The following is a 24,992-nucleotide window of genomic DNA, read 5'->3' on the forward strand; positions in this document are numbered from 1 at the left end:
CGCTTCGCGGCAGCGGACGCCATTGTAGCGCCCGCCGCGGCAAGCCTTCCGGCTTACTTCTTGTCGTGCAGGCTTTCGAGGTAGCGCTGCGCGTCGAGCGCGGCCATGCAGCCCGTGCCCGCGCTGGTGATCGCCTGGCGGTACACGTTGTCCTGCACGTCGCCCGCGGCGAACACACCCGGCACGCTCGTCGACGTCGCGTTGCCTTGCAGCCCGCTCTTCGTCAGGATGTAGCCGTCCTTCATCTCCAGCTGGCCCTGGAACAGGTCGGTGTTCGGCTTGTGGCCGATCGCGACGAACACACCCTGCACGTGCAGGTCTTCCGTCGCGCCGGTCTTCACGTTCTTGATGCGCAGGCCCGTGACGCCCGACTCTTCGCCCGTCACTTCGTCGAGCACGTGATCCCACTTGATGTCGACGACGCCTTCCTTTTGCTTTTCCAGCAGGCGGTCGATCAGGATCGGCTCCGCGCGGAACTTGTCGCGGCGGTGGATCACCGTGACCTTCTTCGCGATGCCGGTCAGGTAGAGCGCTTCCTCGACCGCCGTGTTGCCGCCGCCGATCACCGCGACTTCCTGGTTGCGATAGAAGAAGCCGTCGCAGGTCGCGCAGGCCGACACGCCCTTGCCCATGAACGCTTCCTCGGAGGCCAGGCCGAGATACTGCGCGGACGCGCCGGTCGCGATGATCAGCGAGTCGCACGTGTATTCGCCCGAGTCGCCGATCAGCCGGATCGGCTTTTCGTGCAGCTTCGCGGTGTGGATGTGGTCGAAGACGATTTCGGTGTTGAAGCGCTCCGCGTGCTCCTGGAAGCGCGCCATCAGTTCCGGCCCTTGCACGCCCTTCGCGTCCGCCGGCCAGTTTTCGACGTCGGTCGTGGTCATCAGCTGGCCGCCCTGCGCGATGCCGGTGATCAGCACCGGGGACAGGTTGGCGCGTGCCGCGTAGACGGCGGCCGTGTAGCCGGCGGGGCCGGAACCGAGAATCAGGACTTTGGCGTGTTTGGGCGTGGACATGTGCGAATCCGTAAAAGGCGGCTGCGGCGGGCGGGATGCGGCTCGCCGGACGGTCCGGGGTGACCGGGATGCCGTCATAGATGGGTATCAGACGCGCATTATAAAGGCCCCGTTGCTGCGCTGCCGAACGAGAGTTTCAATCGTGGCGATAGCGTTTCGCGGCGTGCCCCACGTATCGCGGCGGCGAGGCGGACGGCAGCCTCGCCGGCGGCGGCGCGTTGTCGCAGACGTGGGCCTCGGCTCCGCATGGCGCGGCCGGTCACGCCGGTTCGGCGCCCGGTCCCCGCTATGTAACCGTCATTTACACTTGGCGGCGCGGTGCAGCGTTTACAATAAGCGCGATCGAACGACAGGCGGGCGCACGGCCCGTCCTCTTTATACGGATTCATGGCAAAAGCTCCTTATTCCGCCCAGGCACAGGCGTTGCCGCACCGGATGTCGAAGCTCCTCACGGAGATCCGCTGGATTCTCCAGGTTGCGCTCTGCGCTTTTCTGGTGATGGCCCTGCTGAGCTACAGCCGGCGCGATCCGAGCTGGACGCACGCCGCCCAGGTCGATCACATCTCGAACTGGGCCGGTCGCGTCGGCGCGTGGACGGCCGACATCATCCTGCTGCTGTTCGGCCTGTCGGCCTACTGGCTGATCGTGCCGCTCGGGCGGCGCATCGCCGTCAACTACCGCCGCATCACGCGCCACGACGCGATTCCGGACGAACCGGAGCGGCCGATCGGCTGGCTCACCGAGATCTTCGCGTTCGTGCTGGTCGTGCTCGCATGCGACGGCATCGAGGCGCTGCGCATGTGGTCGCTGAAGGTGCAGTTGCCGCGCGCGCCGGGCGGCGTCGTCGGCGAGGCCGTCGCCGGTGCGATGTCGCACGCGTTCGGCTTCACGGGCGGCACGCTGCTGCTGCTGATCGCGCTCGCGATCGGCTTGTCGCTGTATTTCCGTTTCTCGTGGCTGTCGGTCGCCGAGCGCGTCGGCGGCGCGATCCTGTCCGCGGTCAACGTCGCGAAGCTGCGCCGCGAGGCCGAGCGCGACCGCAAGCTCGGCGAGGCCGCTGCCGTGCGCCGTGAAGGCAAGGTCGAGGAGGAGCGCGTGCGCATCGAGGATCACGAGCCGGTGACGATCGTGCCGCCGGTCGTCACGCCGGCGAAGTCCGAGCGCGTCGAGCGCGAACGCCAGGTGCCGCTCTTTACCGACCTGCCGGGCGATTCGACGCTGCCGCCGGTGTCGCTGCTCGACCCGGCGCCGAAGACGCAGGAAGCGATTTCCGCCGATACGCTCGAATTCACGTCGCGGCTGATCGAGAAGAAGCTGAAGGACTTCGGCGTCGAGGCGAGCGTCGTCGCCGCGTATCCGGGCCCGGTCGTCACGCGCTACGAGATCGAGCCGGCCACCGGCGTGAAGGGCAGCCAGATCGTCAACCTCGCGAAGGATCTCGCGCGTTCGCTGTCGCTCGTGTCGATCCGCGTGGTCGAGACGATTCCCGGCAAGAACTACATGGCGCTCGAGCTGCCGAACCAGCGTCGGCAGACGGTGCACCTGTCCGAGATCATCGGCTCCGAGGTGTATGCGGCCGCATCGTCGGCGCTGACGCTGAGCCTCGGCAAGGACATCGGCGGCAAGCCGGTGTGCGCGGATCTCGCGAAGATGCCGCACTTGCTGGTGGCCGGCACGACCGGTTCGGGCAAGTCGGTCGGGATCAACGCGATGATCCTGTCGCTGCTGTACAAGGCCACCGCCGAGCAGGTGCGCCTGATCCTGATCGATCCGAAGATGCTCGAAATGAGCGTCTACGAAGGCATTCCGCACCTGCTGTGCCCGGTCGTCACCGACATGCGCCAGGCTGGCCACGCGCTGAACTGGACGGTCGCGGAGATGGAGCGCCGCTACAAGCTGATGAGCAAGCTCGGCGTGCGCAACCTCGCCGGCTACAACAACAAGATCGACGAGGCGGCGAAGCGCGAGGAGAAGATCCCGAACCCGTTCAGCCTGACGCCGGAAGATCCTGAGCCGCTGGGCCGCCTGCCGAACATCGTCGTCGTGATCGACGAGCTGGCCGACCTGATGATGGTCGTCGGCAAGAAGGTCGAGGAGCTGATCGCGCGGATCGCGCAGAAGGCGCGCGCGGCCGGCATCCACCTGATCCTCGCGACGCAGCGGCCGTCGGTCGACGTGATCACGGGCCTGATCAAGGCGAACGTGCCGACGCGGATCGCGTTCCAGGTGTCGTCGAAGATCGACTCGCGCACGATTCTCGACCAGATGGGCGCCGAATCGCTGCTCGGGATGGGCGACATGCTGTATCTGCCGCCCGGCTCGGGGTTGCCCGTGCGCGTGCACGGCGCGTTCGTCGCCGACGACGAAGTGCATCGTGTCGTCGAGAAGCTCAAGGAGCAGGGCGAGCCGAACTACGTCGAGGGTCTGCTCGAAGGCGGCACCGCCGACGGCGACGAGGGCTCGGCCGGCGCGGGAACCGGCGAAGGCGGTGGCGAGTCTGATCCGCTGTACGACCAGGCGGTCGAGATCGTCATCAAGAACCGCCGCGCGTCGATCTCGCTCGTGCAGCGTCATCTGCGGATCGGCTACAACCGCGCGGCGCGGCTGCTCGAACAGATGGAGCAGTCGGGGCTCGTGTCGGCGATGTCGTCGAGCGGCAACCGCGAAATTCTTGTGCCGGCGCGCGACGCGGAATGAGTCCGCGGCGCCCGCGGCGCCGGCCACCCACGGAGAAAACCGCATCATGCAGCAACTTTCGTTCGCCCCTTCCCTTCGTTCGACGCGGCGCTGGCTTGGCGCGGCGCTCGCCGGCGCGTCGCTGATGCTCGCGGCGACGCACGCGTTCGCGGGCGGCACCGAGCAACTGAAGGCCTTCGTGTCGCAGGTCCGTTCGGCGAAGGGCGATTTCACGCAGCAGATCGTCAAGGCGCCGGCCAAGGGCGCGAGCGCCGCGCAGGCCGCGCCGAAGCCCACCGACAATTCGAGCGGCACGTTCGTGTTCGCGCGGCCGGGCAAGTTCATCTGGACGTACCAGAAGCCGTACCAGCAGGTGCTGCAGGCCGACGGCGACAAGCTCTACGTGTACGACCGCGACCTGAACCAGGTCACCGAGCGCAAGCTGAACGGCGCGCTGGGCGCGAGCCCGGCGGCGATCCTGTTCGGCAGCAACGATCTCGACAAGAACTACACGCTGCGCGATGCCGGCGAGAAGGGCGGCATCGAGTGGCTCGAGATGTTGCCGAAGGCGCAGGACACGCAGTTCCAGCGGATCGGCATCGGTTTCCGCAACGGCACGCTCGCCGCGATGGAGCTGCACGACGTGTTCGGCAACGTGACGCTGCTGACCTTCACGAACATCCAGACGAACCCGTCGCTGAAGGGCGATACGTTCAAGTTCGTCGTGCCGAAGGGCGCAGACGTGATCAACGGCTGACCTTCGCCGCGCCGTTTTCCCGACACGGGCCTGCCGGCAACGGCAGGCCCGTGTTGTTTTGGGGCGCGTGTAACGGACGCGTGTAACGGACGCGTGTAACTGACGCGTGTAACGGACGCGTGTAACGGACGCGTGCAACAGGTGCGGGCACCAGGCCCGGCGGCGCGTTCGCGCGGCTGTCATAATGTCAGGTCCGGCGGCCGGTTCGGCCGCGACCGTTTGATGTGGAGCGAGGGTTCATGTCCGACCTGTTTCAAGTCGAGCCGCGCCGCCCGCTCGCCGAGGCGCTGCGGCCGAAAACGCTCGCCGAGGTGATCGGCCAGACGCATTTGCTGGGCGAAGGCAAGCCGTTGCGGCTCGCGTTCGAATCCGGCAAGCCGCATTCGATGATCCTGTGGGGGCCGCCCGGCGTCGGCAAGACGACGCTCGCGCGGCTCACCGCGCTTGCGTTCGACTGCGAGTTCATCGCGCTGTCCGCGGTGCTCGGCGGCGTGAAGGACATCCGCGAGTCGATGGAGCAGGCGAAGGACACGCTGAACCGTACCGGCCGCCACACGATCCTGTTCGTCGACGAGATCCACCGTTTCAACAAGGGGCAGCAGGATGCGCTGCTGCCGTTCGTCGAGTCGGGCCTCGTGACCTTCATTGGCGCGACGACCGAAAACCCGAGTTTCGAGGTCAATTCGGCATTGCTGTCGCGGGCGCAGGTGTACGTGCTGAAGTCGCTGAACGACGACGAGATGCGCCAGTTGCTGAAGCGTGCGCAGGAAATCGCGCTCGACGGCCTCGCGTTCGACGACAAGGCGATCGATACGTTGGTCGGCTACGCGGACGGCGACGCGCGCCGCTTCCTGAACCTGCTCGAACAGGCGCAGACGGCGGCGACGTCGGCCGGGGTCACGACGATCGATGCCGATTTCGTCAGCAACGCGATGACGCTGAACGCGCGGCGCTTCGACAAGGGCGGCGACAACTTCTACGACCAGATTTCGGCGCTGCACAAGTCGGTGCGCGGATCGAGCCCGGACGGCGCGCTGTACTGGTTCTGCCGGATGATCGACGGCGGCGCGGATCCGAAGTATCTCGCGCGGCGCATCGTGCGGATGGCGTGGGAAGACATCGGCCTGGCCGACCCACGCGCGTTGCAGGTGGCGAACGATGCGGCCGAAACCTATGAACGGCTCGGCTCGCCGGAAGGCGAACTCGCGCTCGGGCAGGCCGTGATCTATCTCGCGTGCGCGGCGAAGAGCAACGCCGGCTACAACGCGTTCAACCAGGCGATGGCGTTCGTGAAGCAGGACAAGTCGCGCGAGGTGCCCGTGCACCTGCGCAACGCGCCGACCAGGCTGATGAAGGAGCTCGGCTACGGTCACGCTTATCGTTACGCGCACGACGAGCCGAACGCGTACGCGGCCGGCGAGACGTACCTGCCGGACGGGATGCGCGAGCCGCGCTGGTATCAGCCGGTGCCGCGCGGGCTGGAGTCGAAGATCGCCGAGAAGCTCGCATGGCTGCGCGAGCTCGATCGCGAGGCCGGCAAGAAGGATTGACGGCGCCGCCCGCGCCGGTTCGATCCGCGCTGCCGCGCAGGCGTCAGCGCTTGCGGGCCGGTTGCTGTTTCTTCCAGTATTCGAACGGCTCTTCGTGGCATTCGATGTCGAGTTCGGCGACCCGCGCATGCAGGCGTTCCTGCGCGTCGGCGATCGCGAGGTTGTAGATCGCCGGCGCGACTTCCTGAATGAAGAAATGCAGCAGCGCGCCGGCCTGGATGTTGCCGATCGGCTCGTCCATGTTTTCTGTGAAATAGCGTTGCAGCGACGCGATCGCGCGGTCGCGAACATCCTTGTCGAGTTCGATGGTCATCGGATTCCTTGGGGCTGTGACGCGGAGCCGGCGCTCCGCCCGATTCGGTTGCCGCCAGCCGGCGCGGGCGTTGTGCGATCCCGTCATGGCCACGCGCTCGGCAGTTCGCCGGCCGCCGATGCGGCGGACCGCGAATGCGATACTGCCATGGCTGCCCATTTGCGGCATTGTCCATCCGGCCGACGCCGTGGCGGCCGCGCGGTGCGTTAGAATTCCCGTCTTACACAACGATTTTCCAAGTCCTCCCATGCTCGACATCCAGTTGCTGCGCAAAGACCTCGACGGCGTCGCCAAGCGCCTCGCCGATCGCGGCTACACCCTCGACGTCGCCGCGTTCTCCGCACTCGAAGCGGAACGCCGCGCGATCCAGACCCACACCGAAGAGCTCCAGGCGCGCCGCAACAGCCTGTCGAAGCAGATCGGCGCGATGAAGGGCAAGGGCGAGGACACGTCGGCCGTGATGGCCGAGGTCAGCGGGATCGGCGATGACATGAAGGCGTCGGAAGCCAAGCTGGGCGAGATCCAGGCGCGCCTGTCCGACCTGATGCTGGGCATGCCGAACGTCGCGCACGAAAGCGTGCCGGTCGGCAAGGACGAAGCCGACAACGTCGAGGTGCGCCGCTGGGGCACGCCGCGCCAGTTCGACTTCGCGGTGAAGGATCACGTCGACGTCGGCACGCCGCTCGGCCTCGATTTCGAGACGGGCGCGAAGCTCGCCGGTGCGCGCTTCACGATGCTGCGCGGCCCGATCGCGCGCCTGCACCGCGCACTCGCGCAGTTCATGATCGATACGCACACGCAGCAGCACGGCTATACCGAAACGTACACGCCGTACATCGTGAACCCGGAGATCCTGTACGGCACGGGCCAGTTGCCGAAGTTCGCGGACGACATGTTCCGCGTCGAGAAGGGCGGTGCGGAAAACACGGTCACGCAATACCTGATCTCCACGTCCGAGATTTCGCTGACGAATACCGTGCGCGAGTCGATCGTCGACGCCTCCGCGCTGCCGATCAAGCTCACCGCGCATTCCCCGTGCTTCCGCTCGGAAGCCGGTTCGTACGGCCGCGACACGCGCGGGATGATCCGTCAGCACCAGTTCGACAAGGTCGAGATGGTGCAGGTCGTCGCGCCGGAAACGTCGTACGCGGCGCTCGACGAAATGGTCGGCCACGCGGAAGCGATCCTCCAGAAGCTCGGCCTGCCGTACCGCGTGATCACGCTGTGCACGGGCGACATGGGCTTTTCGGCCGCGAAGACGTTCGACCTCGAGGTGTGGCTGCCCGCGCAGAACACCTATCGCGAGATCTCGAGCTGCTCGAACACCGAGGCGTTCCAGGCGCGCCGGATGCAGGCGCGGTTCCGCAACGCGCAGGGCAAGCCGGAGCTCGTGCATACGCTGAACGGTTCGGGTCTGGCGGTCGGCCGCACGCTCGTCGCGGTGCTGGAGAACTACCAGAACGCGGACGGCTCGGTCACGGTGCCGGAAGTGCTGCGTCCGTACATGGGCGGCATGGAGCGGATCGACGCGCCGGCACAGGCGTCGTAACGCGGGTCTTTCGGAGCCTTCGCAAAAAATTTGCAGAAAGGGCTTGTCAGCCTCGAAGCGATCGTCTTATAATCTTTTTCTCGCGGAAACGACCAGCCGCGAAATGCAGCAAGGAAGGAGAGGTGGCAGAGTGGTCGAATGTACCTGACTCGAAATCAGGCGTACGGTTTCCCCGTACCGTGGGTTCGAATCCCACCCTCTCCGCCAAAATACGAAGCCCCTTGATCCGGAAGGATCAAGGGGTTTTTCGTTTTGGGTCGTCGGTGCAATGTGTCGATTACGGATGCGGTGACGACAGGCTGGCTACGACGGCTGCATCGGATCCTGCCGCATCTTCGATGCCGGCTCGCTGCATGACGAATACGCCGCCCCGTGACGCACCGACTGTCGGAAGTCCTGACGGGTTTTGCATGGCTGACTGCCGTCGTCACCGGGCCATGTCCGCGTTGCCCGAAATGGCGTGACGGCGTCGCTGTCGCACCGTGCGCATGCAAACCGGTTGCCGGCGCGCCAACCGTCTCCCACAGCGCTCGCCGGCTTCTACACAGTCCTGCCGACCCATCACCCCGCCGCCGGATACTGCGCCAGCACCCTGTCGCGGATCGACGGCTTGATATTCGATTGCGCCATGTCGCCGCGATAGTGCGCGACGACTCGCGGATTCATCACGCGATACCAGAGCGGCGGTACGTACGCGAACAGGATCATCGTTGCGTAGCCGGCCGGCAATTGCGGCGCATCGTCGAAGTGGCGCAGCGCCTGGTACGAGCGCGTCGGATTTGCGTGATGGTCGGCGTGTCGCTGCAACTGATACAGGAACAGGTTCGTGACGACGTGATTGCTGTTCCACGAATGCTGCGGCGTGCAGCGTTCGTAGCGCCCGTTCGGCAGCTTGCGGCGGCCGAGCCCGTAGTGCTCGACGTAATTCACGACTTCGAGCAGCGACGCGCCGTAGACGGCCTGGATCACGAGGAACGGGATCACGACCTTGCCGGCCATCGCGATCGCGATGCCCCACACGACGACAGTCATCGCCCATGCGTGAAGCACTTCGTTGCGCCAGGTCCACGGCGAATGGCCGAGCCGTTCGAGGCGAGCCTTCTCGAGCCGCCACGCGGAGCGGATGCTGCCCGTCACCGTACGCGGCAGGAACGCCCAGAACGACTCGCCGTAGCGCGCGCTCGCCGGATCCTCGGCCGTCGCGACGCGCACGTGATGGCCGCGATTGTGCTCGACGTAGAAGTGGCCGTACGCGACCGGCGCGAGCGTGATCTTCGCGAGCCAGCGTTCGAAGCGGTCGGTCTTGTGCCCGAGTTCGTGCGCGGTGTTGATCGAGATGCCCGTCGCGGCGCCGAGAGACAGCGCGAAGCCGACGTAGTCGTACCACGCGAGCGCGTGCGTGCCGACGATCCAGACGCACATGAAGAATGCGACGTATTCGACGAAAGTCGCGAGATAGACGATGTACCGGTAATAGCGCTCGCGTTCGAGGTGCGGCACGACGGCCTCGGGCGGATTGTCGCGATCGTCGCCGATCAGCGTGTCGAGAATCGGGATCACGCCGAACGCGAACAGCGGGCCGAACCACCAGAACACGTGAAGGCCCGTCGACAGCGCGAGTTGCGCGGCGAGGATCGGCAGCGTGATCGTCAGCGCGCCGAGCAGCCACAGGTAACGCTTGCCATCCGACCAGCCCGAGGCCGATCCGTCGGTCATTGCCATTGTCTCTCTCCAGTCGGCCGGCCCGCGGGCGGCCGCATGCAAGATTGTTCGAATCCTCGTGGTCCGCGACGCGCGCGGCAGCGCCGGATCGTTGCCCGGTTCTGCCTGTTATACGACCGGTGCGCGTGCTTGCCAAACCCGCGCGCTAGGCGTGGCGCTCCAAACGACGGCGTGCGCGAGACGCAGGGCGGGGCGGAGCCGCTACGCGCGGATTGAAACGTGCCGACGACGGCGGATCGGCCCGCGCGGCGGCGCGTTCGTCAGACGATTGGCTCGGCGTGCGGCGCGCACGGGCCGGTGTGACGGGGCTGCAACAAATGTTGCATCGCAATAATGAGGCTGCCGAAATATGGGCGCCGTGCGCTTTGGTTCGCTTATATTACGTAGCGTTACGGCCGCCGCGACGCGTTGCACCGCGGTTCGAGAGCGGCCGGCCGCGCATCGCAAGGAGAACGACGCGTAGCGCCGGATCACGCGAACGCGCTCACCCTTCCGTCGTCTGCGTCGATGCCACGATGCTGCACCTGCACACCGAGCGGTGCGGGTCGTCGCGGATGACATCTGCCGCCTTTCGATCCGCGCCGCCATTTGAAAATTACGATTTGACTCATGCCCCGCTTTCGGTTGAAGCTACTAGCTTGCTGTCCGAAGGGGGCTGTGCCTGCATGAGTTCGACCTTGACCGTTCGTCGTATCGCTGCCGACCAGGGCGGCGTGTATCGCGAACTCCGCGCCGCATCGCTGCGTGAGCCCTATGCGCCCGGCGAAGCGCCGGAGGCCGAATTGCTGACCGTCGAAACGGACGCGGCGTCGGCGATCGCCGCGCAGCGCGCCGTGTCCGACGAGTCGACGACTTTCCTGCTGTACACCGAAGGCCACCCGGCGGGCATGATCGGCGCGTATTTCGACAACACGCCCGATCGGCGCGCGTTCGTCAGCGAACTGTGGGTCGCGCATGCGGTGCGTCATCTGCGGGGCGGCGTGCTGCTGCTGGAGACGGCCACCGCATGGCTCGCCGAGCGCGGCGCCACCGACGTCTACGCGTGGATCGCCGATGCGAATCGCAACGCGATCCGTTTCTACGAGCGTGCCGGTTTCGGCAACACCGGCGAACATGCGCCGATCGCGCGGATGCCCGGCGCGATGAAATCGCTGTTCGTGTCGCAGGTGAAGCACTGACCCGACCTCGAAATAGCCCGCCGCGCGGCGCGACAAAAGTCCGATCGCCCGCTGGCCTGCCCGCCTGCCGGTTGCGCGTCCGCCCGGGCCGCCGCAACCCTGAGTCCCAAAAATAATGGCCGCCCGCGTGGACGCCTGTAAAATACGCAAAAAATTTTTGCAGAGTGTCCATGTCGCTTAAAAAATCGCCATTCTTCGAGCTGCGCAGCGGATCGGTCGATACGTTGCTGTTCACCGTGAAGACGACCGATCTCGACGCGTTGCGTACCGAACTGGTCAAGCGCTTCGAAGCGACTCCCGAGTTTTTCGCCGACGATGTCGTCGCGATCGACGTCCGCCGCCTGGCTGACGGCGAGCGCGTCGCGCTCGCGGACATCCGCCAGATGCTGAACGACGTGCGGATGCGTCCGGTGGGCGTCGTCGCACTGGCAACGCAGGGCTGGGCGGGGGAAGCCGGCCTGCCGTTGCTGGAGGCGCGCGATCGCCGCGCGCCGGCCGCGAAACCTGCCGACGAAGCGGAGCCGGCGGCCGTGCCAGCCGTCGAGCCCGCCGCCGCTGCGGCAGCCGCAGCGGCGCCCGAACAGCCGTCGGAGCCCGCGCCGACGCTCGTGCAGGCCGGCGGCCAGACGCTGGTGATCGACCGGCCGTTGCGTTCGGGGCAGCAGATTTACGCGAAAGGAGACCTCGTGGTGCTCGCGCCGGTCAGTCACGGCGCGGAAATCATCGCGGAAGGCAATATCCACATCTACGCGCCGTTGCGCGGCCGCGCGCTCGCGGGCGTGCACGGCAATCACGACGCGCGCATTTTCTGCACGTGTCTCGAACCGGAACTGATTTCGATCGCGGGTATCTATCGAACGACCGAGAACCCGCTGCCCGCCGACGTACTGGGCAAATCGGTACAGATCCGGCTCGAAGAGGAAAAACTGATGATCGAACCGCTGCGCCTGACGTGATTCACGCGGTGCGCTCCGGATCGATCGGCTCTCATTGACGAACACAGGGTATTGGGTAAATGGCAAAAATCATCGTGGTGACCTCGGGCAAGGGCGGCGTGGGCAAGACGACGACGAGCGCGAGCTTCGCGTCGGGTCTCGCGCTGCGCGGCCACAAGACGGCCGTGATCGACTTCGACGTCGGCCTGCGCAACCTCGATCTCATCATGGGCTGCGAGCGTCGCGTCGTGTATGACCTCGTGAACGTGATCCAGGGCGAAGCGAACCTGAACCAGGCGCTGATCAAGGACAAGAAGTGCGAGAACCTGTTCATCCTGCCGGCGTCGCAGACGCGCGACAAGGATGCGCTGACGCGCGACGGCGTCGAGAAGGTGCTGAACGACCTCGTCGCGATGGACTTCGAATACATCGTCTGCGATTCGCCGGCCGGTATCGAAGCCGGCGCGCTGCATGCGATGTACTTCGCGGATGAAGCGCTGATCGTCACGAACCCGGAAGTGTCGTCGGTGCGCGACTCGGACCGCATTCTCGGCATCCTGTCGTCGAAGACGAAGCGCGCGACCGAAGGCAAGGAGCCGATCAAGGAACACCTGCTGATCACGCGTTACAGCCCGAAGCGCGTGAGCGAAGGCGAGATGCTGTCGCTCGAGGACATCAGCGAGATCCTGCGCATCAAGCTGATCGGCGTGGTGCCCGAGTCGGAAGCCGTGCTGCATGCGTCGAACCAGGGTCTGCCGGCCGTGCATATCGACGGTACCGACGTTGCGGAAGCGTACAAGGACGTCGTTGCCCGCTTTCTCGGCGAGGACAAGCCGCTGCGCTTCACCGATTACCAGAAGCCGGGCCTGCTGCAGCGCCTCTTCGGCAGCAAGTAACGGAGGCCGCCCATGTCCATCCTTTCGTTTCTCCTCGGCGAGAAGAAGAAGTCCGCATCGGTCGCGAAGGAGCGCCTGCAGCTCATCATCGCGCACGAGCGGGTTGGCGGCCGGCCGCCTGCCGATTACCTGCCGGCGCTGCAGAAAGAGCTCGTCGCGGTCATCTCGAAGTACGTCCATATTTCGGACGATGACATCCGCGTGAGCCTCGAGCGCCAGGACGATCTCGAAGTCCTCGAAGTGAAGATCGAGATCCCGCAAGCCTGACGCTGAGCGCGTGTCCCTCCGCACGGCGGCGCCCGCCGCCGTGCGCGTCTTACGCCCTGTTGCACTTTCGGGCGCGCCGTAACACGACGCCTGTCGTCCGTCATCGACCCTCCCGCATTGAACGAATACGCTCACGTGTGTTGTTCAACCAGGAGGTTGTGATGGCTGTCTCTACCGTTTCACGTCGTATCGTTTCGCTCGCGCTGTTCGCCGCGGGCCTGTCGGCCGTCGTCGCGCCGTTCGCCGCGCATGCGGACGAGATTCTCGTCGGCACGCCCGTGATCGCGCCGCAGGGACGCATGGTCATCGCGGAGCCGGTCGCCGTGCCTAGCGGGGAAATCGTCGCCGTCGCGCCGAATGCGCCGCCGCCCGTGCGCTACGAGGTCGTACCGGCCACGCGCGTGGGCTACGTGTGGGAGCGCGGGCACTGGCATTGGGAGCATGGGCGCTACGTGTGGATCGGCGGCCACTGGGAGGCCGAGCGCGTCGGCATGCAGTGGGTGCCCGGGCATTGGGACCAGCGCGGTCCGAACTGGTTCTGGACCCGCGGCCACTGGGCTTGATGGCGGCGCGCGATGAAAAGAACCGCAATCGCCATCGCGCTCGTCGCGATCACACTGGCCGGGTGCATCGTCGTGCCGGCGCGGCCGGTCTACTACCGGCCGGCGCCCGTCGTGATCTACTGAGCGTCGCGCGGGCCGTGCTGTTGCGTCGGGCCGTTCGCATCGGTCGCAGCGGGTCCGGTATCGTGCGGCGCCGCCGTGTCCGCAGCGCTGTCGGCCGGCGCCGCAGCGGCCGGCTCCTCGTCGCCTTCGTCGCGCAGCGTGTCGAGCGGATCGGCGGGGGCCGCCGTTGCATCCTGGGGTTCGGTCACGTCGGTCATGTTGCCCGCCGCGGGCGCTGCGGTTGCCGCGGCCGGCGCGACGGGCGGCGCGAGATAGCGCTGCGCGAGCGTCTCGTAGAGCGGCGGCGCGAAAAAGCGCGATACCCGGCTCGATACCAGTGCGGTCGCCATCAGCGAAATCACGAGCGCGTGACCGTTGATCATTTCCATCACGATCACGAACGACGTGATCGGCGACTGCGTGACGGCGGCCAGATAGCCGACCATCGCGAGCGCGATCAGCATCGGCAGGCTCATGTTGCTGAACACGGCATGCAGCACGTTGCCGAAGCCGGCGCCGATCGACAGCGACGGCGCGAAGATCCCGCCCGGGATGCCCGGCAGGTACGACGCGACCATCGACACCATCTTCAGGAGCGGATAGAACACCGACAGCTGCTGACTGCCGTCGAGCAGGCCGCGCGCCTCCGCATAGCCGCTGCCGAACGTCGTGCCGCCGGACACGAGCCCGACGACGGCGATCGTGAAGCCGCACAGCGCGGCGAACGTGACCGGCCGCTCACGGTACAGGCCCAGCAGTTGCGCGGGCAGCCAGCGCCCCGTGTTCAGCAGCAGCCAGCAGAACAAGCCGCCCGCGATGCCCGTCACGATCGCGGTGACCAGCACCGCCACCGCCAGCAGCTTCGGGAAATGGAGCCCGGCGTTGATCGTGCCGAAATACGTGTAGTTGCCGTTCAGCCCGAGCGCGACGACGCCGGCGAGGATGATCGCGGTGATCAGTACGCCGCTGGCGCGTGCGGAGAAGCTGCGGGTCAGTTCCTCGATCGCGAACACGATGCCCGCGAGCGGCGTATTGAATGCGGCCGACAGTCCGGCCGCCGCGCCAGCGAGCACGAGCTGGCGTTCGATCTGCGCGTTCGAGCGCGGGTAGAAGCGCCGCAGGTTGAACATTAGCGCCGCACCGACCTGCACGGTCGGCCCCTCGCGGCCGATCGTGAAGCCGCCGAGGATGCCGAGGAACGAGATCAGCACCTTGCCGAACAGGATGCGCAGCGTCAGCAGCCGCGCGCCGAATGCGCTCGGGCGCGCATGCAGCGTCGCGATCACCTGCGGGATGCCGCTGCCCTCGGCTCCGCGGAAAAAGCGGCGCGTGATCCATGCCGACAAGGCGGCGATCGCCGGCGTCAGCAGCAGCGGCAGCCAGGCGGCGTGATCGCGCATCGCGCGAAAAGTCTCGTAACCCCAGTCGATCAATCGGGCATACAGTACGGCCGCGAGGCCGACGACGATCGCGCCGAGCCAGAAAACACCATACTGGCGCCAGATTCGCAGCGAGCGGCGGGTAAGGGCGGGAAACAGCGCGGGAAGGGCAGGGCGCGGCATGGGCTCGGGCCGGAGGGCAAAGAGGGAATTATAAAAAGAACCGGATGCCACCGGGGCGACGATGCTCTGCGAGGGACGACAAAAATTCACAAAAGAGATGCAATTTGTTGCAAATGTAATGCTCGCGTAATGTCTGTACATAGCAACGGTCGTTAGCATGCCAGAATGGCCAGTCGAGAGTCCCCGCAAATCGTGAAACGTATCCTTATCGTGAAAGTGACGTCGCTCGGCGATGTCGTCCAGACGCTGCCTGTCGTCGCCGACCTGCATCGCGCTTTCCCCGGCGTGACGGTCGACTGGGCCGTCGACGAATCGTGCGCGGAGGTCGTACGCTGGCATCCAGGTGTGAGCGCCGTCCTGTGCGCGCCGCTGCGCCGTTTCAAGAAACTGCGCAATGCCGGCGACCTGAAGGCCATCTCGGCATCGATCGGTGCGTTGCGTGCGCACCGCTACGACGCGATCATCGATCTGCACGGCGTGTACAAGAGCGCGATCATTTCGTCGCTGGCGCGTGGCGCGCGTCGCTTCGGCTACCAGACGCAGGATCTCGGCGAAACGGGTGCGCGCTTCGCGTATTCGCACCGTTTCGGTCCGCGGCCGGACTGCGACGCATGGCACGGGATGCGCGTGAGTGCCGGCGAAGCGCTCGGCTACGTGCCGGAAGGGCCTGCCACGCACGGCATCGTCGCGCCGCAGGATGCGAACCTGCCGGCCGCCGTGACCGACGGCGGGCCGTTCATGCTGCTGTTCCATGCGACGTCCAATCCCGACAAGAAGTGGCCGGCCGAGCACTGGGCCGCCCTTGCGACGCAGATGATGGCGCGCGGCGTGCGCGTGCTGTTGCCGTGGGGATCGGCGGCCGAGCACGACGATGCGCGCGATATCGCCGCGCGGGCGCCGGGCGCGGTCGTGTTACCGGCGATGACGGTGCGTGAGCTCGGCGCGGCGCTTGGCCGGGCCGCGCTCGTGGTGGGTGTCGATACGGGGTTCGTGCACATGGCGCACGCACTGCAGCGGCCCACCGTCATGATTTTCGTCGCGACGTCGCGCCATCATTGCGGCATCGGCGGCGTGCCGAATGCGCTGTCGATCGGCGAGCCGGGCGCGATGCCGACCGTCGACGAGGCGCTGGATGCGATCGATACGGTTTGCCCGGCCTACGGCGCGGTGCGCGCGCGGCTGTTGGCCTGACGCGGCGCGGCGGCCGCGGTCAGGCGAGCAGTGCTTCGACCGTGACGACGGCTGCGATGGCCGCCAGATTCGCCAGCAGCGCCTCGAACACGAGGCCGCGCCAGGTCTTCGGCCGGAACCGCAGCGCGAGCAACAGCGCGCCACCGAGCGCGAGCGCAAGAATCAGCACGAGATCGGCATTGGCAAGGCGGATATTCATGGCGGCGGCTCCTTGTCGGGGCGGGATCCCCGGGCGCGCAACGACGCGCCCAGGATCGAGTATAGGCAGCGCCCGCCGCCGTACAACCCGGGTCGCCCCGAAGGGTCAGACGAGCGACGCGTCGCGCGTTTCGCGCATCAGCAGTACGCCGATCAGGCTGATCGCCGCCGCCACCGACACGTAGCCGCCGACCCACGACAGCCCGCCGCGCGCGGCCAGCAGTTGCGCGATATACGGCGCGATCGACGCACCGAGGATCCCGCCGAGGTTGTACGCGACGCCCGCGCCCGTGTAGCGGACATTGGTCGGGAACAATTCCGGCAGCAGCGCGCCCATCGGTGCGAACGTCACGCCCATCAGGAACAGCTCGATCGTCAGGAACAGCGCGACGAGCGGCATCGAGCCGCTGCCGAGCAGCGGTTCCATCGCGAACCCCGACAGCAGCGCGGCGATCGCGCCGACGACCAGCACCGGCTTGCGGCCGAAGCGGTCCGATGCCCATGCGGACAGCGGCGTCGCGAGACCCATGAAGACGACTGCGAAACACAGCAGGCCGAGGAAGCTCTGGCGCGGAATATGCAGCGCCGACACGCCGTACGACAGCGAGAACACCGTCGAGATGTAGAACAGCGTGTAGCAGACGACCATCGCGAGCGCGCCGAGCAGCGTCGGCCGCCAGTGTTGCGTGACGAGCGTCGCGACCGGCACGCGCACGCGCTCGTTGCGGTCGAGCGCCGCCTGGAACGCGGGCGTTTCGGTGATCTTGAGCCGCACGTACAGGCCGAGCGCGACGAGCACCGCGCTGACGAGGAACGGGATGCGCCAGCCCCAGCTGCGGAACTGCGCGTCGGACAGCGACAGCGCGAGCGCGAAGAACAGCCCGTTCGACATCAGGAAGCCGACCGACGGCCCCAGTTGCGGGAACATCCCGAACCAGCCGCGCTTGCCCTGCGGCGCGTGCTCGGTCGCGAGGAGCGCAGCGCCGCCCCATTCGCCGCCGAGGCCGATCCCCTGGCCGAAGCGCAGCACGCACAGCAGCACCGGCGCGAGCGCGCCGATCGCGTCGTAGCCGGGCACGAAGCCGATCGCGGTGGTGGACACGCCCATCACGAGCAGCGATGCGACGAGCGTCGACTTGCGGCCGATGCGGTCGCCGAAGTGCCCGAACAGGAACGAGCCGATCGGGCGTGCGATGAACGCGATCCCGAACGTGACGAACGCTGACAGCGCTTGCGCCGTCGCGGAGCCGTGCGGGAAGAATACGGGGCCGATGACGAGCGCGGCGGCCGTCGCGTACACGTAGAAATCGTAGAACTCGATCGCGGTGCCGATGAAGCTCGCGAACACGATGCGCCGGTGGCTGACGGCGCCGGCCGAACCGGTTGCGTGTGCAACGGTTGCGGGGGATGCGGACATGGATGTCTCCGTTTTGTCGTTGGGGCAGTCGGCTGGGCGTGCGCCGGGGCAAGCGGCTGCCTGCCGGTAGCCGGGCAAATGATTGATGCGGATGACGCGGTGGCGGCGTGGACGTGCGCCGTGGCGCGGACGTCACCCGCCGGTCGACGATGGAGACGGGTACGTCGCCGCCGCCCGGTGCCGGCGTGGTCGGCTCGCTTGCCGGGTGGGGCGCGCGAACGCGCGCGCGGCGTGATGGCCGCGCGAGTGCGGAAAATTATAGCCAGCGGCGGCGCCCACCGGCAATCGGGCCGCGGCGGCGCGTCAGTCGATCGATTGCGCCTGCGCGGACGAGGTGCTTTGCAGCTGGAAGTGGCCGTCGTCGTTGAAGAGCCAGCCTTCCATCAGTTCGAGCCGGCCGTTGCCGTCGAGCAGCCGCGACGGCGGCGCCGGCAGCGGCGCCGAGCGGCGCAGCGACGCGAGCGCGAGCGCTTCCGCCTCGCTGTCGCCGTTGCTGCGATAGACGGATGCGTTGATCACGCGGCCGCTGCCGTCGACGGTGAAGGCCACGACGACGAGCGAACGCAGCATGGCCTGCGGTGTGCCGTGCAGCATGCCGGACGGATTGCGTTCGGCGACGCGGTGCGCGACCTCGACGCGATACTGGTCGAGATTGCCGCTGCGTATGACCGACGGAATCGTCAGGACCGAGCGTAACGACGAAGGCGGCGTGATCGTGCACGCGGCAAGCAGGGCGACCGCGGCCAGCGCAGCAACACGCAGCCGGGGGACGCGCGGACGGAGAAGGGGGCGCATGACGTGATGGCCGGGAGGGACGATAAAAAAATGATAGGCGTACCGACGCGAGACGATATGGGGGGAAACGCATAGCGCGCGGGATCGGTCGTTGCGATCGCGGATGACGCCGGCCGGACGTCGCGTCGAGCAACGCACGTCGTGCACCCCGATGTGACGCGACATGTGACAGCGTCCGCGGCGCACGCGCGTGTTGGAAGGCTGAAAGCCGCGGCACGCTGCGATCGTCCGGTCGCGCGGCGCGGTCAGCCGACGCGGCAACCTCGGCGGCCTTCCGGGGAATCGTCGGCGATGCGTTCCGGCCGCGTCAGAAGCCGTGCGTCACGAGCGACAGGACCGACAGGTCGGGGTGCGTGCCGTCGATGATGCTCTTGCCGATGTGCACGGCTTCGTGGGTCGCCTCGTCGACGCTCGCGAAGCTTTCCTCGCCGTCCGCGTGGAACGGCACCGCATGGCCGGGCAGCGCGGGATTCACGCCCGGATGGCACACGTAGCCGGTGTAGGTATAGCGCGTGTCGCTGCCGGGCATCGCGGCCGGCACGACATGGATTTCGAAGCCTTCGTAATCGACGTGGTCCGTCGCGGTCGACAGGTCGGTCATGGCGATCTCCGTGTGCCGCGCAGGGGTGGCGCGTGCGGCATCGAATACATCGAACACGCGGCGGCATTCGTGTCGCCGTGTTGAACGAATTCTAGGCGATGGCGGGGCGGGCCGGGAGGTGTCCGGCTGTGTGCGGCCGCGGGCGTCCGGGACGGTCGCACCCCGTCGCTTCGGCGCGTCGACGATCCGGCGCCGATTCCATCAGCGGGCGACGGAAAGGGGGCATCACATGGCGGGCGTCATTGCTTGCAGCGCGCGTCCTTGCGCTGCACGACGACGATTACCGGATACTTCTGGCCATGATCGAGTTCCACGCGCGCGACGACGGTCAGCGTCGCCGGATCGGAATCGTCGTACACGCTGACCTGTTCGTTGCGCAGATAGGTCACGCCGGTGCAGTTCGACGTGCGTCCGTCGTCCGCCACCTTGCACTGGAGCTCGTTGTCCTTCAGGTAGTTGTACGGCGACGGGCTCGCGAGATATTCGCTCAGCCCGCGCGGCGAACCGCCGACGCCGGTCACGTACGCGATCGCGCACGACGCTTGCGCGTCGCTGCCGGAGGCGGTGTCGGCCGCCGCATGCGGGCTGACGGCGGCCAGCACGGCGACGAGCGACGAGGCGAGGAAGGGCTTCATGACGTGGATTTCCCGTTTCGCGAATCGGAGCGCGGGATTGTAACGGCATCCGGCGCGATGCGTCGGGACGTGCGGGGCGCACGCGTGCGGACAAACAAAAACCCCGTCATTCTGCGAATGGACGGGGTTCGGCGAATTTCCTGGCGGAAGCGGTGAGATTCGAACTCACGGACAGTTTCCCGTCGCTGGTTTTCAAGACCAGTGCCTTAAACCGCTCGGCCACGCTTCCACACGAGGCGGCATTGTAACCGAAATGCCGCCTCGTTCATCCGTTCAGTCGTCGCGCAGGAACAATTCCTGCAGGTCGTTGAGGAAACGCTGGCCGAGCGGCGTCGGCGCGATTTGGGTGAAATCGCGCGTGATCAATCCGCGCCGTTCCGCTTCCTTCAACGCGGGCTCGATCGTGCTCATCGGCAGGCCCGTGCGTTCGACGAAGCTGTGCACGGGAAAGCCCTCGACGAGCCGCAGCGTGTTCAGCATGAATTCGAACGGCAGGTCGCGCGCGCCGACTTCACGCTCCTCCTGCACGGCCGTGCCGGCCTTCGCCTGTTCGATGAAGGTTGCCGGATGTTTGTAGCGTGCTTGCCGCAGGACCCGGTTCGGGAACGACAGCTTCGTGTGGGCGCCCGCGCCGATCCCGAGATAGTCGCCGAAGCGCCAGTAGTTCAGGTTGTGCTTGCACTGATGATTCGGCTTCGCGTACGCGGATACTTCGTAGCGCCCGTAGCCGGCTTCGGCCGTGCGCGCGTGAATCCATTCCTGCATGTCGGCCGACGCGTCGTCGTCGGGGACGACGGGCGGAAACTTCGCGAACAGCGTATTCGGCTCGAGCGTCAGGTGATACAGCGACAGGTGCGGCGGCGCGAACGACAGCGCGGTCTCGATGTCGGTGCGGCATTCGTCGAGCGTCTGGTTCGGCAGCGCGAACATCAGGTCGAGGTTGAAGTTGTCGAAGTTCTTCGCGGCGATGTCGACGGCCGCGCGCGCCTGCGCGGTGTCGTGAATCCGGCCGAGCGCCTTCAGGTGCGCTTCGTTGAAGCTCTGGATGCCGACCGACAGGCGGTTCACGCCGCTTGCGCGGAACTGCGCGAACTTCGCGGCTTCGAACGTGCCCGGATTCGCTTCGAGCGTGATCTCGGCATCGGCGTCGAGGGGCAGCAGCGCGCGCACGTCGGACAGCATCCGGTCGAGGCCGGCCGCCGACAGCAGGCTCGGCGTGCCGCCGCCGATGAACACCGTATGCACCTGCCGTCCCCACACGAGCGGCAGCGCCTGCTCGAGATCGGCGCGCAACGCGTCGAGATAGTCGGCTTCCGGAAACCGTTCGCCTTTCCATTCGTGCGAGTTGAAATCGCAGTACGGGCACTTGCGCACGCACCACGGGAAATGCACGTACAGCGCAAGCGGCGGCAGCGACGTGAGGCGCACCTGGCCGGGCGACGTGAAGGTCGCGACGACGCGCGCGCCGGTTTCCGCGGCCTGGCTCATACCGCCTCCCGCAGCGAAGGGGTATCGGGCAGGTTCATGCTTCCTCCGCGAGCCGCGCGAGCAGCGCCTTCAGCGCCAGCGCGCGGTGGCTGTGCGTGTTCTTCACGGCCGGCTCGAGTTCGGCGGCCGTCGCGCCGAGCGACGGCAGGTAGAAATACGGGTCGTAGCCGAATCCGTGATCACCGCGCGGCGTATCGACGATCTCGCCGGCCCAGCGCCCTTCGGCGAACAGCGGTTCCGGATCGTCCGCATGGCGGACGAGCGCAAGCACGCAGCAGTAGTACGCGCGCCGGTCGGCGACGCCGCGCAACTGCTCGACGAGATACGCGTTGTTCGCCTCGTCGCCCTTGTCGCGGCCCGCGCGCTGCGCATAGCGCGCCGAATAGACGCCCGGCGCGCCGCGCAGCACGCGCACGCACAGGCCGGAATCGTCGGCGATCGCCGGCAACCCGGTGAGCCGCGACGCGTGGCGCGCCTTGGTCAGCGCGTTCTCGATGAACGTGCCGAACGGCTCCTCTGCCTCGGGCACCGCGAGGTCGCCCTGCGGGACGATCTCGATGCCGACCGTCGAGAACAGCGCGGTGAATTCGCGCAGCTTGCCTGCGTTGTTCGACGCGAGAACGATGCGCGACAGCGGCGCGACGGTGCGGTCGTCAGGCATGGGTCGCACCCAGGACCTCTTTCTGCAGCCGCACGAGCTCGGCGATCCCGCCCTGCGCGAGGTCGAGCAGCGCGTTCATCTCGGCGCGCGAGAACGGCACGCCTTCGGCCGTGCCCTGGACTTCGACGAAGCCGCCCGCGCCCGTCATCACGACGTTCATGTCGGTGTCGCAGCGCGAGTCTTCCGCGTAGTCGAGGTCGAGCACGGGCGCGCCTTCGTACACGCCGACCGAGATCGCGGCGACGTGGTCGGTGATCGGCGAGCGCGCGAGCTTGCCGGCCGCGATCAGCTTCGACACCGCGTCGTGCGCGGCGACGAACGCGCCGGTGATGCTGGCCGTGCGCGTGCCGCCGTCGGCCTGGATCACGTCGCAGTCGAGGTGGATCGTGCGCGGGCCGAGCGCCTCGAGATCGAACACCGCGCGCAGCGCGCGGCCGATCAGGCGCTGAATTTCCTGCGTGCGGCCCGTCTGCTTGCCGCGCGCCGCTTCGCGGTCGCTGCGCGTGTGGGTCGCGCGCGGCAGCATCCCGTATTCGGCGGTCAACCAGCCTTGCCCGCGCTCGCGCAGGAACTCGGGCACGCGCTCGGCGACGCTGGCGGTGCAGAGCACCTTGGTGTCGCCGAATTCGACCAGCACGGAGCCTTCGGCGTGTTTCGTGTAGTGGCGCGTGAGGGCGACCTTGCGCAGTTCGTCGGCGCGGCGGCCGCTCGGGCGGGAAACGGGAGACGTCATGGGGAAATCGCGGAAGGGGAGGAAACCCCGATTTTAGCGCCGAACGGCGCGCTTGCCCGGCGGGGTGGTCCGCAAAAATGGGATAATGCGCGCTTCCCGCCCCGCGCCTTCCGATGCGCCGGGCGCCTCGATGTATTCCCCGCCCGCGAGGGCACCAGACGGCGAGACGAACCATGATCTACAGCATGACGGGCTATGCGAGCGCGACGCGCGAACTCGCGACGGCTGCCGGCAATGGCGGCACCAGCGTGTCGGTCGAACTGCGCACCGTGAACTCGCGCTTCCTCGATCTCAATTTCCGGATGCCGGACGACGTGCGTGCGTGCGAACCCGCGCTGCGCGAAATGCTGATGAACAAGCTGTCGCGCGGCAAGGTCGACGTGCGCATCAACCTGCAGCGCGGCGAGCAGAGCATCGGCGCGGGCGCGCTGAACCAGTCGGCGCTCGGCCAGCTTGCCGATCTCGAACGCGCGGTGCTCGATTCGTTCCCCGGCGTCGGCCGTCTGCGCGCGGGCGAGATCCTGCGCTGGCCCGGCGTGATCGCGGAGAGCGGCGTGTCGGCCGAAGCGATCCGCGACGCGGTGCTCGCCTGCGGCAAGGAAGCGATCGGCGAGCTCGTCGTCGTACGTTCGCGCGAAGGCGCGCAACTGGCGACGATGCTGCTGTCGAACGTCACCGAGATGGAGGCGATCGTCGCGCGCATCACGCCGCTCGTGCCGGAGCTGATCGCGAAGCACCAGCAGAAGATCGTCGAGCGGCTGCAGGAAGCGCTCGGCCTCGCGGCGCCCGAAGGCGGCTCGACGGTCGTCACGCGCGAGGAAGCGGCGGAGCGCATCCGTCAGGAAGTGACGATGTACGGGATCCGGATCGACATCGCGGAAGAGCTGTCGCGGCTCACCGCGCACCTGAACGAAACGCGTCACGTGATCGAGAAGGGCGGCCGCGTCGGCAAGCGTCTCGACTTCATGATGCAGGAACTGAATCGCGAAGCGAACACGCTCGGCTCGAAGGCGGCGGCGAAGGAACTCGCCGACGCGTCGATGGCGCTGAAGCTGCTGATCGAGCAGATGCGCGAGCAAGTGCAAAACCTGGAGTAAAGAGATGAAACGACCCCCACGCTCACTACGTTCGCTTGGGGGGGCGCAGCCCCCCCATCCTTCGAAAGCTGATTCATGCGGATGTGGCCAGACCCGGCGGAGGCTGTCATGACCGAATCCACTCGCGACGGCCACGCGTCGCATTCGCTGCACGGCGGCGTCTATCCCGGTAACCTGTTCATGGTCGTCGCGCCGTCGGGCGCCGGCAAGTCGACGCTCGTGAATGCGCTGCTGTCGAAGGACAGCGACATCTGCCTGTCGATCTCGTACACGACGCGCAAGCCGCGCCCGGGCGAGCAGGACGGCCAGCACTACCACTTCACGACCGTCGACGATTTCCGCGCGCGTCATGCGGCGCACGAATTCCTCGAGAGCGCGGAAGTGCACGGCAACTACTACGGCACGTCGCGCGTCTGGATCGAAGAGCAAATGAAGAGCGGCCACGACGTGCTGCTCGAAATCGACTGGCAGGGTGCGTTGCAGGTGAAGAAGCAGTTCCGCAACGCGGTCGGCATCTTCATCCTGCCGCCGTCGCTCGACGCCCTCGAGGAACGCCTGAAGAAGCGCGGCCAGGACGAGCCGAACGTGATCACGCGACGCCTGCTGGCCGCCGGCAGCGAGATCGCGCACGCGTCGGAAGCGGAATACGTGGTGATCAACGAGAATTTCGAGCGTGCGCTCGCGGAACTCGAATGCATCGTCGCGGCGACGCGCCTGCGATTTGCTTCGCAGTACGCGCGACACGCGGAGCTGTTCATCGAGCTCGGTATCCATCTGCCCCACGCGGAATGACGCGGGGCACGAGGGACATAAGGTAGAATAAGGACTATATTCAGAAGGAATTACCAACATGGCTCGCATTACCGTCGAAGACTGCCTGAAGCAAATCCCGAATCGCTTCGAACTGGCGCTCGCCGCCACCTATCGCGCGCGGCAGCTCGCGCAAGGCCATACGCCGAAGATCGAAAGCCGCGACAAGCCGACCGTCGTCGCGCTGCGCGAAATCGCTGCCGGCCAGGTCGGCGTCGAGATGCTGAAGAAGGTGCCGGTGTAACGCGCATCCGGCCCGTTCCAGCCATGTAGTCCACGC

General features: G+C 66.9%; 25 protein-coding genes and 2 tRNA genes. 14 read left to right on the forward strand and 13 right to left on the reverse strand.

The window, feature by feature from the left end:
• Positions 1 to 53 precede the first annotated feature (53 nt).
• Positions 54 to 1,016: a thioredoxin-disulfide reductase gene (gene trxB / locus CFB81_RS04430; RefSeq protein WP_050011600.1), complete on the reverse strand. Its 963-nt coding sequence runs from the start codon at positions 1,014 to 1,016 to the stop codon at positions 54 to 56.
• 387 nt (positions 1,017 to 1,403) lie between these two features.
• Between trxB and CFB81_RS04435 the strand changes: the two genes are divergently transcribed.
• The 3 genes from CFB81_RS04435 (at position 1,404) to CFB81_RS04445 (ending at position 5,999) form a co-directional block, all read left to right on the forward strand.
• Positions 1,404 to 3,713, forward strand: coding sequence for a DNA translocase FtsK (locus tag CFB81_RS04435; protein WP_069621126.1), 2,310 nt, complete (start codon positions 1,404 to 1,406; stop codon positions 3,711 to 3,713).
• A gap of 46 nt (positions 3,714 to 3,759) precedes the next feature.
• Positions 3,760 to 4,449, forward strand: a complete 690-nt coding sequence (lolA, locus tag CFB81_RS04440) for an outer membrane lipoprotein chaperone LolA (protein ID WP_069621125.1) — start codon at positions 3,760 to 3,762, stop codon at positions 4,447 to 4,449.
• 239 nt (positions 4,450 to 4,688) lie between these two features.
• Positions 4,689 to 5,999 (forward strand): replication-associated recombination protein A, encoded by a 1,311-nt coding sequence (locus CFB81_RS04445; protein ID WP_069621124.1) that lies wholly within the window; start codon positions 4,689 to 4,691, stop codon positions 5,997 to 5,999.
• 43 nt (positions 6,000 to 6,042) lie between these two features.
• Here the strand turns inward: CFB81_RS04445 and CFB81_RS04450 are convergent, their stop codons facing one another.
• Positions 6,043 to 6,312, reverse strand: a complete 270-nt coding sequence (locus CFB81_RS04450) for a DUF2164 domain-containing protein (protein WP_050011597.1) — start codon at positions 6,310 to 6,312, stop codon at positions 6,043 to 6,045.
• Positions 6,313 to 6,559: 247 nt separating this feature from the next.
• Between CFB81_RS04450 and serS the strand changes: the two genes are divergently transcribed.
• Entirely contained in the window at positions 6,560 to 7,861 is a 1,302-nt protein-coding gene (gene serS / locus CFB81_RS04455; protein ID WP_089434683.1) for a serine--tRNA ligase, read from the forward strand.
• 116 nt (positions 7,862 to 7,977) lie between these two features.
• Positions 7,978 to 8,068: transfer RNA gene (locus CFB81_RS04460), tRNA-Ser, on the forward strand.
• A 354-nt stretch (positions 8,069 to 8,422) separates the two neighbouring features.
• Here CFB81_RS04460 and CFB81_RS04465 read toward each other — a convergent pair.
• Positions 8,423 to 9,583, reverse strand: a complete 1,161-nt coding sequence (locus CFB81_RS04465; RefSeq protein ID WP_069621122.1) for an alkane 1-monooxygenase — start codon at positions 9,581 to 9,583, stop codon at positions 8,423 to 8,425.
• A 554-nt stretch (positions 9,584 to 10,137) separates the two neighbouring features.
• On the opposite strand from CFB81_RS04465, the gene CFB81_RS04475 reads away from it, so the two are divergent.
• The 5 genes from CFB81_RS04475 to CFB81_RS04495 all read left to right on the forward strand — a co-directional run bounded on the left by CFB81_RS04475 (position 10,138) and on the right by CFB81_RS04495 (position 13,422).
• Complete coding sequence (locus CFB81_RS04475; protein WP_226093718.1) at positions 10,138 to 10,761, forward strand: GNAT family N-acetyltransferase; 624 nt, start codon at positions 10,138 to 10,140, stop codon at positions 10,759 to 10,761.
• 170 nt (positions 10,762 to 10,931) lie between these two features.
• The gene (minC, locus tag CFB81_RS04480) at positions 10,932 to 11,717 is read left to right on the forward strand and encodes a septum site-determining protein MinC (RefSeq protein WP_046545139.1); all 786 of its coding nucleotides are present in this window, start codon (positions 10,932 to 10,934) and stop codon (positions 11,715 to 11,717) included.
• A 59-nt stretch (positions 11,718 to 11,776) separates the two neighbouring features.
• Complete coding sequence (gene minD, locus CFB81_RS04485; RefSeq protein ID WP_006476635.1) at positions 11,777 to 12,592, forward strand: septum site-determining protein MinD; 816 nt, start codon at positions 11,777 to 11,779, stop codon at positions 12,590 to 12,592.
• A 12-nt stretch (positions 12,593 to 12,604) separates the two neighbouring features.
• The gene (gene minE, locus CFB81_RS04490; protein WP_006476634.1) at positions 12,605 to 12,859 is read left to right on the forward strand and encodes a cell division topological specificity factor MinE; all 255 of its coding nucleotides are present in this window, start codon (positions 12,605 to 12,607) and stop codon (positions 12,857 to 12,859) included.
• 161 nt (positions 12,860 to 13,020) lie between these two features.
• Positions 13,021 to 13,422, forward strand: coding sequence for a YXWGXW repeat-containing protein (locus tag CFB81_RS04495; protein ID WP_089434685.1), 402 nt, complete (start codon positions 13,021 to 13,023; stop codon positions 13,420 to 13,422).
• A 116-nt stretch (positions 13,423 to 13,538) separates the two neighbouring features.
• On the opposite strand, the gene CFB81_RS04500 is transcribed toward CFB81_RS04495, so the two are convergent.
• Complete coding sequence (locus CFB81_RS04500) at positions 13,539 to 15,086, reverse strand: chloride channel protein (RefSeq protein ID WP_089434686.1); 1,548 nt, start codon at positions 15,084 to 15,086, stop codon at positions 13,539 to 13,541.
• Positions 15,087 to 15,278: 192 nt separating this feature from the next.
• On the opposite strand from CFB81_RS04500, the gene waaC reads away from it, so the two are divergent.
• The gene (gene waaC / locus CFB81_RS04505) at positions 15,279 to 16,277 is read left to right on the forward strand and encodes a lipopolysaccharide heptosyltransferase I (RefSeq protein WP_069621119.1); all 999 of its coding nucleotides are present in this window, start codon (positions 15,279 to 15,281) and stop codon (positions 16,275 to 16,277) included.
• Between the two features lie 19 nt (positions 16,278 to 16,296).
• Here the strand turns inward: waaC and CFB81_RS04510 are convergent, their stop codons facing one another.
• The 9 genes from CFB81_RS04510 to rph all read right to left on the reverse strand — a co-directional run bounded on the left by CFB81_RS04510 (position 16,297) and on the right by rph (position 22,805).
• Positions 16,297 to 16,476 (reverse strand): hypothetical protein, encoded by a 180-nt coding sequence (locus CFB81_RS04510; protein ID WP_006486620.1) that lies wholly within the window; start codon positions 16,474 to 16,476, stop codon positions 16,297 to 16,299.
• A gap of 105 nt (positions 16,477 to 16,581) precedes the next feature.
• On the reverse strand, positions 16,582 to 17,892 hold the full coding sequence (locus tag CFB81_RS04515; RefSeq protein WP_069621118.1) for an MFS transporter: 1,311 nt from the start codon (positions 17,890 to 17,892) through the stop codon (positions 16,582 to 16,584).
• 303 nt (positions 17,893 to 18,195) lie between these two features.
• Positions 18,196 to 18,687 carry an energy transducer TonB gene (locus CFB81_RS04525; RefSeq protein WP_089434687.1) on the reverse strand — a complete coding sequence of 164 codons (492 nt, stop codon included), beginning with the start codon at positions 18,685 to 18,687 and terminating at the stop codon, positions 18,196 to 18,198.
• A 307-nt stretch (positions 18,688 to 18,994) separates the two neighbouring features.
• Positions 18,995 to 19,288 (reverse strand): hypothetical protein, encoded by a 294-nt coding sequence (locus tag CFB81_RS04530; protein WP_050011588.1) that lies wholly within the window; start codon positions 19,286 to 19,288, stop codon positions 18,995 to 18,997.
• A 239-nt stretch (positions 19,289 to 19,527) separates the two neighbouring features.
• Entirely contained in the window at positions 19,528 to 19,923 is a 396-nt protein-coding gene (locus CFB81_RS04535; RefSeq protein WP_089434688.1) for a hypothetical protein, read from the reverse strand.
• A gap of 141 nt (positions 19,924 to 20,064) precedes the next feature.
• Positions 20,065 to 20,152, reverse strand: a tRNA-Ser gene (locus CFB81_RS04540).
• Between the two features lie 44 nt (positions 20,153 to 20,196).
• Positions 20,197 to 21,411 (reverse strand): radical SAM family heme chaperone HemW, encoded by a 1,215-nt coding sequence (gene hemW / locus CFB81_RS04545; RefSeq protein WP_069621115.1) that lies wholly within the window; start codon positions 21,409 to 21,411, stop codon positions 20,197 to 20,199.
• Positions 21,412 to 21,445: 34 nt separating this feature from the next.
• Positions 21,446 to 22,072: an RdgB/HAM1 family non-canonical purine NTP pyrophosphatase gene (rdgB, locus tag CFB81_RS04550; protein WP_089434689.1), complete on the reverse strand. Its 627-nt coding sequence runs from the start codon at positions 22,070 to 22,072 to the stop codon at positions 21,446 to 21,448.
• Positions 22,065 to 22,805: a ribonuclease PH gene (rph, locus tag CFB81_RS04555; RefSeq protein WP_069621113.1), complete on the reverse strand. Its 741-nt coding sequence runs from the start codon at positions 22,803 to 22,805 to the stop codon at positions 22,065 to 22,067. Before rph ends, rdgB begins: the two co-directional genes overlap by 8 nt.
• Before the next feature lie 173 nt (positions 22,806 to 22,978).
• Here rph and CFB81_RS04560 point away from each other — a divergent pair, with 173 nt between their 5' ends.
• The 3 genes from CFB81_RS04560 to rpoZ all read left to right on the forward strand — a co-directional run bounded on the left by CFB81_RS04560 (position 22,979) and on the right by rpoZ (position 24,956).
• Positions 22,979 to 23,902 carry a YicC/YloC family endoribonuclease gene (locus tag CFB81_RS04560; protein ID WP_069621112.1) on the forward strand — a complete coding sequence of 308 codons (924 nt, stop codon included), beginning with the start codon at positions 22,979 to 22,981 and terminating at the stop codon, positions 23,900 to 23,902.
• Between the two features lie 108 nt (positions 23,903 to 24,010).
• On the forward strand, positions 24,011 to 24,694 hold the full coding sequence (gene gmk, locus CFB81_RS04565) for a guanylate kinase (protein ID WP_069621111.1): 684 nt from the start codon (positions 24,011 to 24,013) through the stop codon (positions 24,692 to 24,694).
• Between the two features lie 58 nt (positions 24,695 to 24,752).
• Complete coding sequence (rpoZ, locus tag CFB81_RS04570) at positions 24,753 to 24,956, forward strand: DNA-directed RNA polymerase subunit omega (protein WP_006025620.1); 204 nt, start codon at positions 24,753 to 24,755, stop codon at positions 24,954 to 24,956.
• Positions 24,957 to 24,992: the final 36 nt, after the last annotated feature.

This window comes from Burkholderia sp. AU28863 (assembly GCF_002223195.1).
Classification (GTDB): domain Bacteria; phylum Pseudomonadota; class Gammaproteobacteria; order Burkholderiales; family Burkholderiaceae; genus Burkholderia; species Burkholderia sola.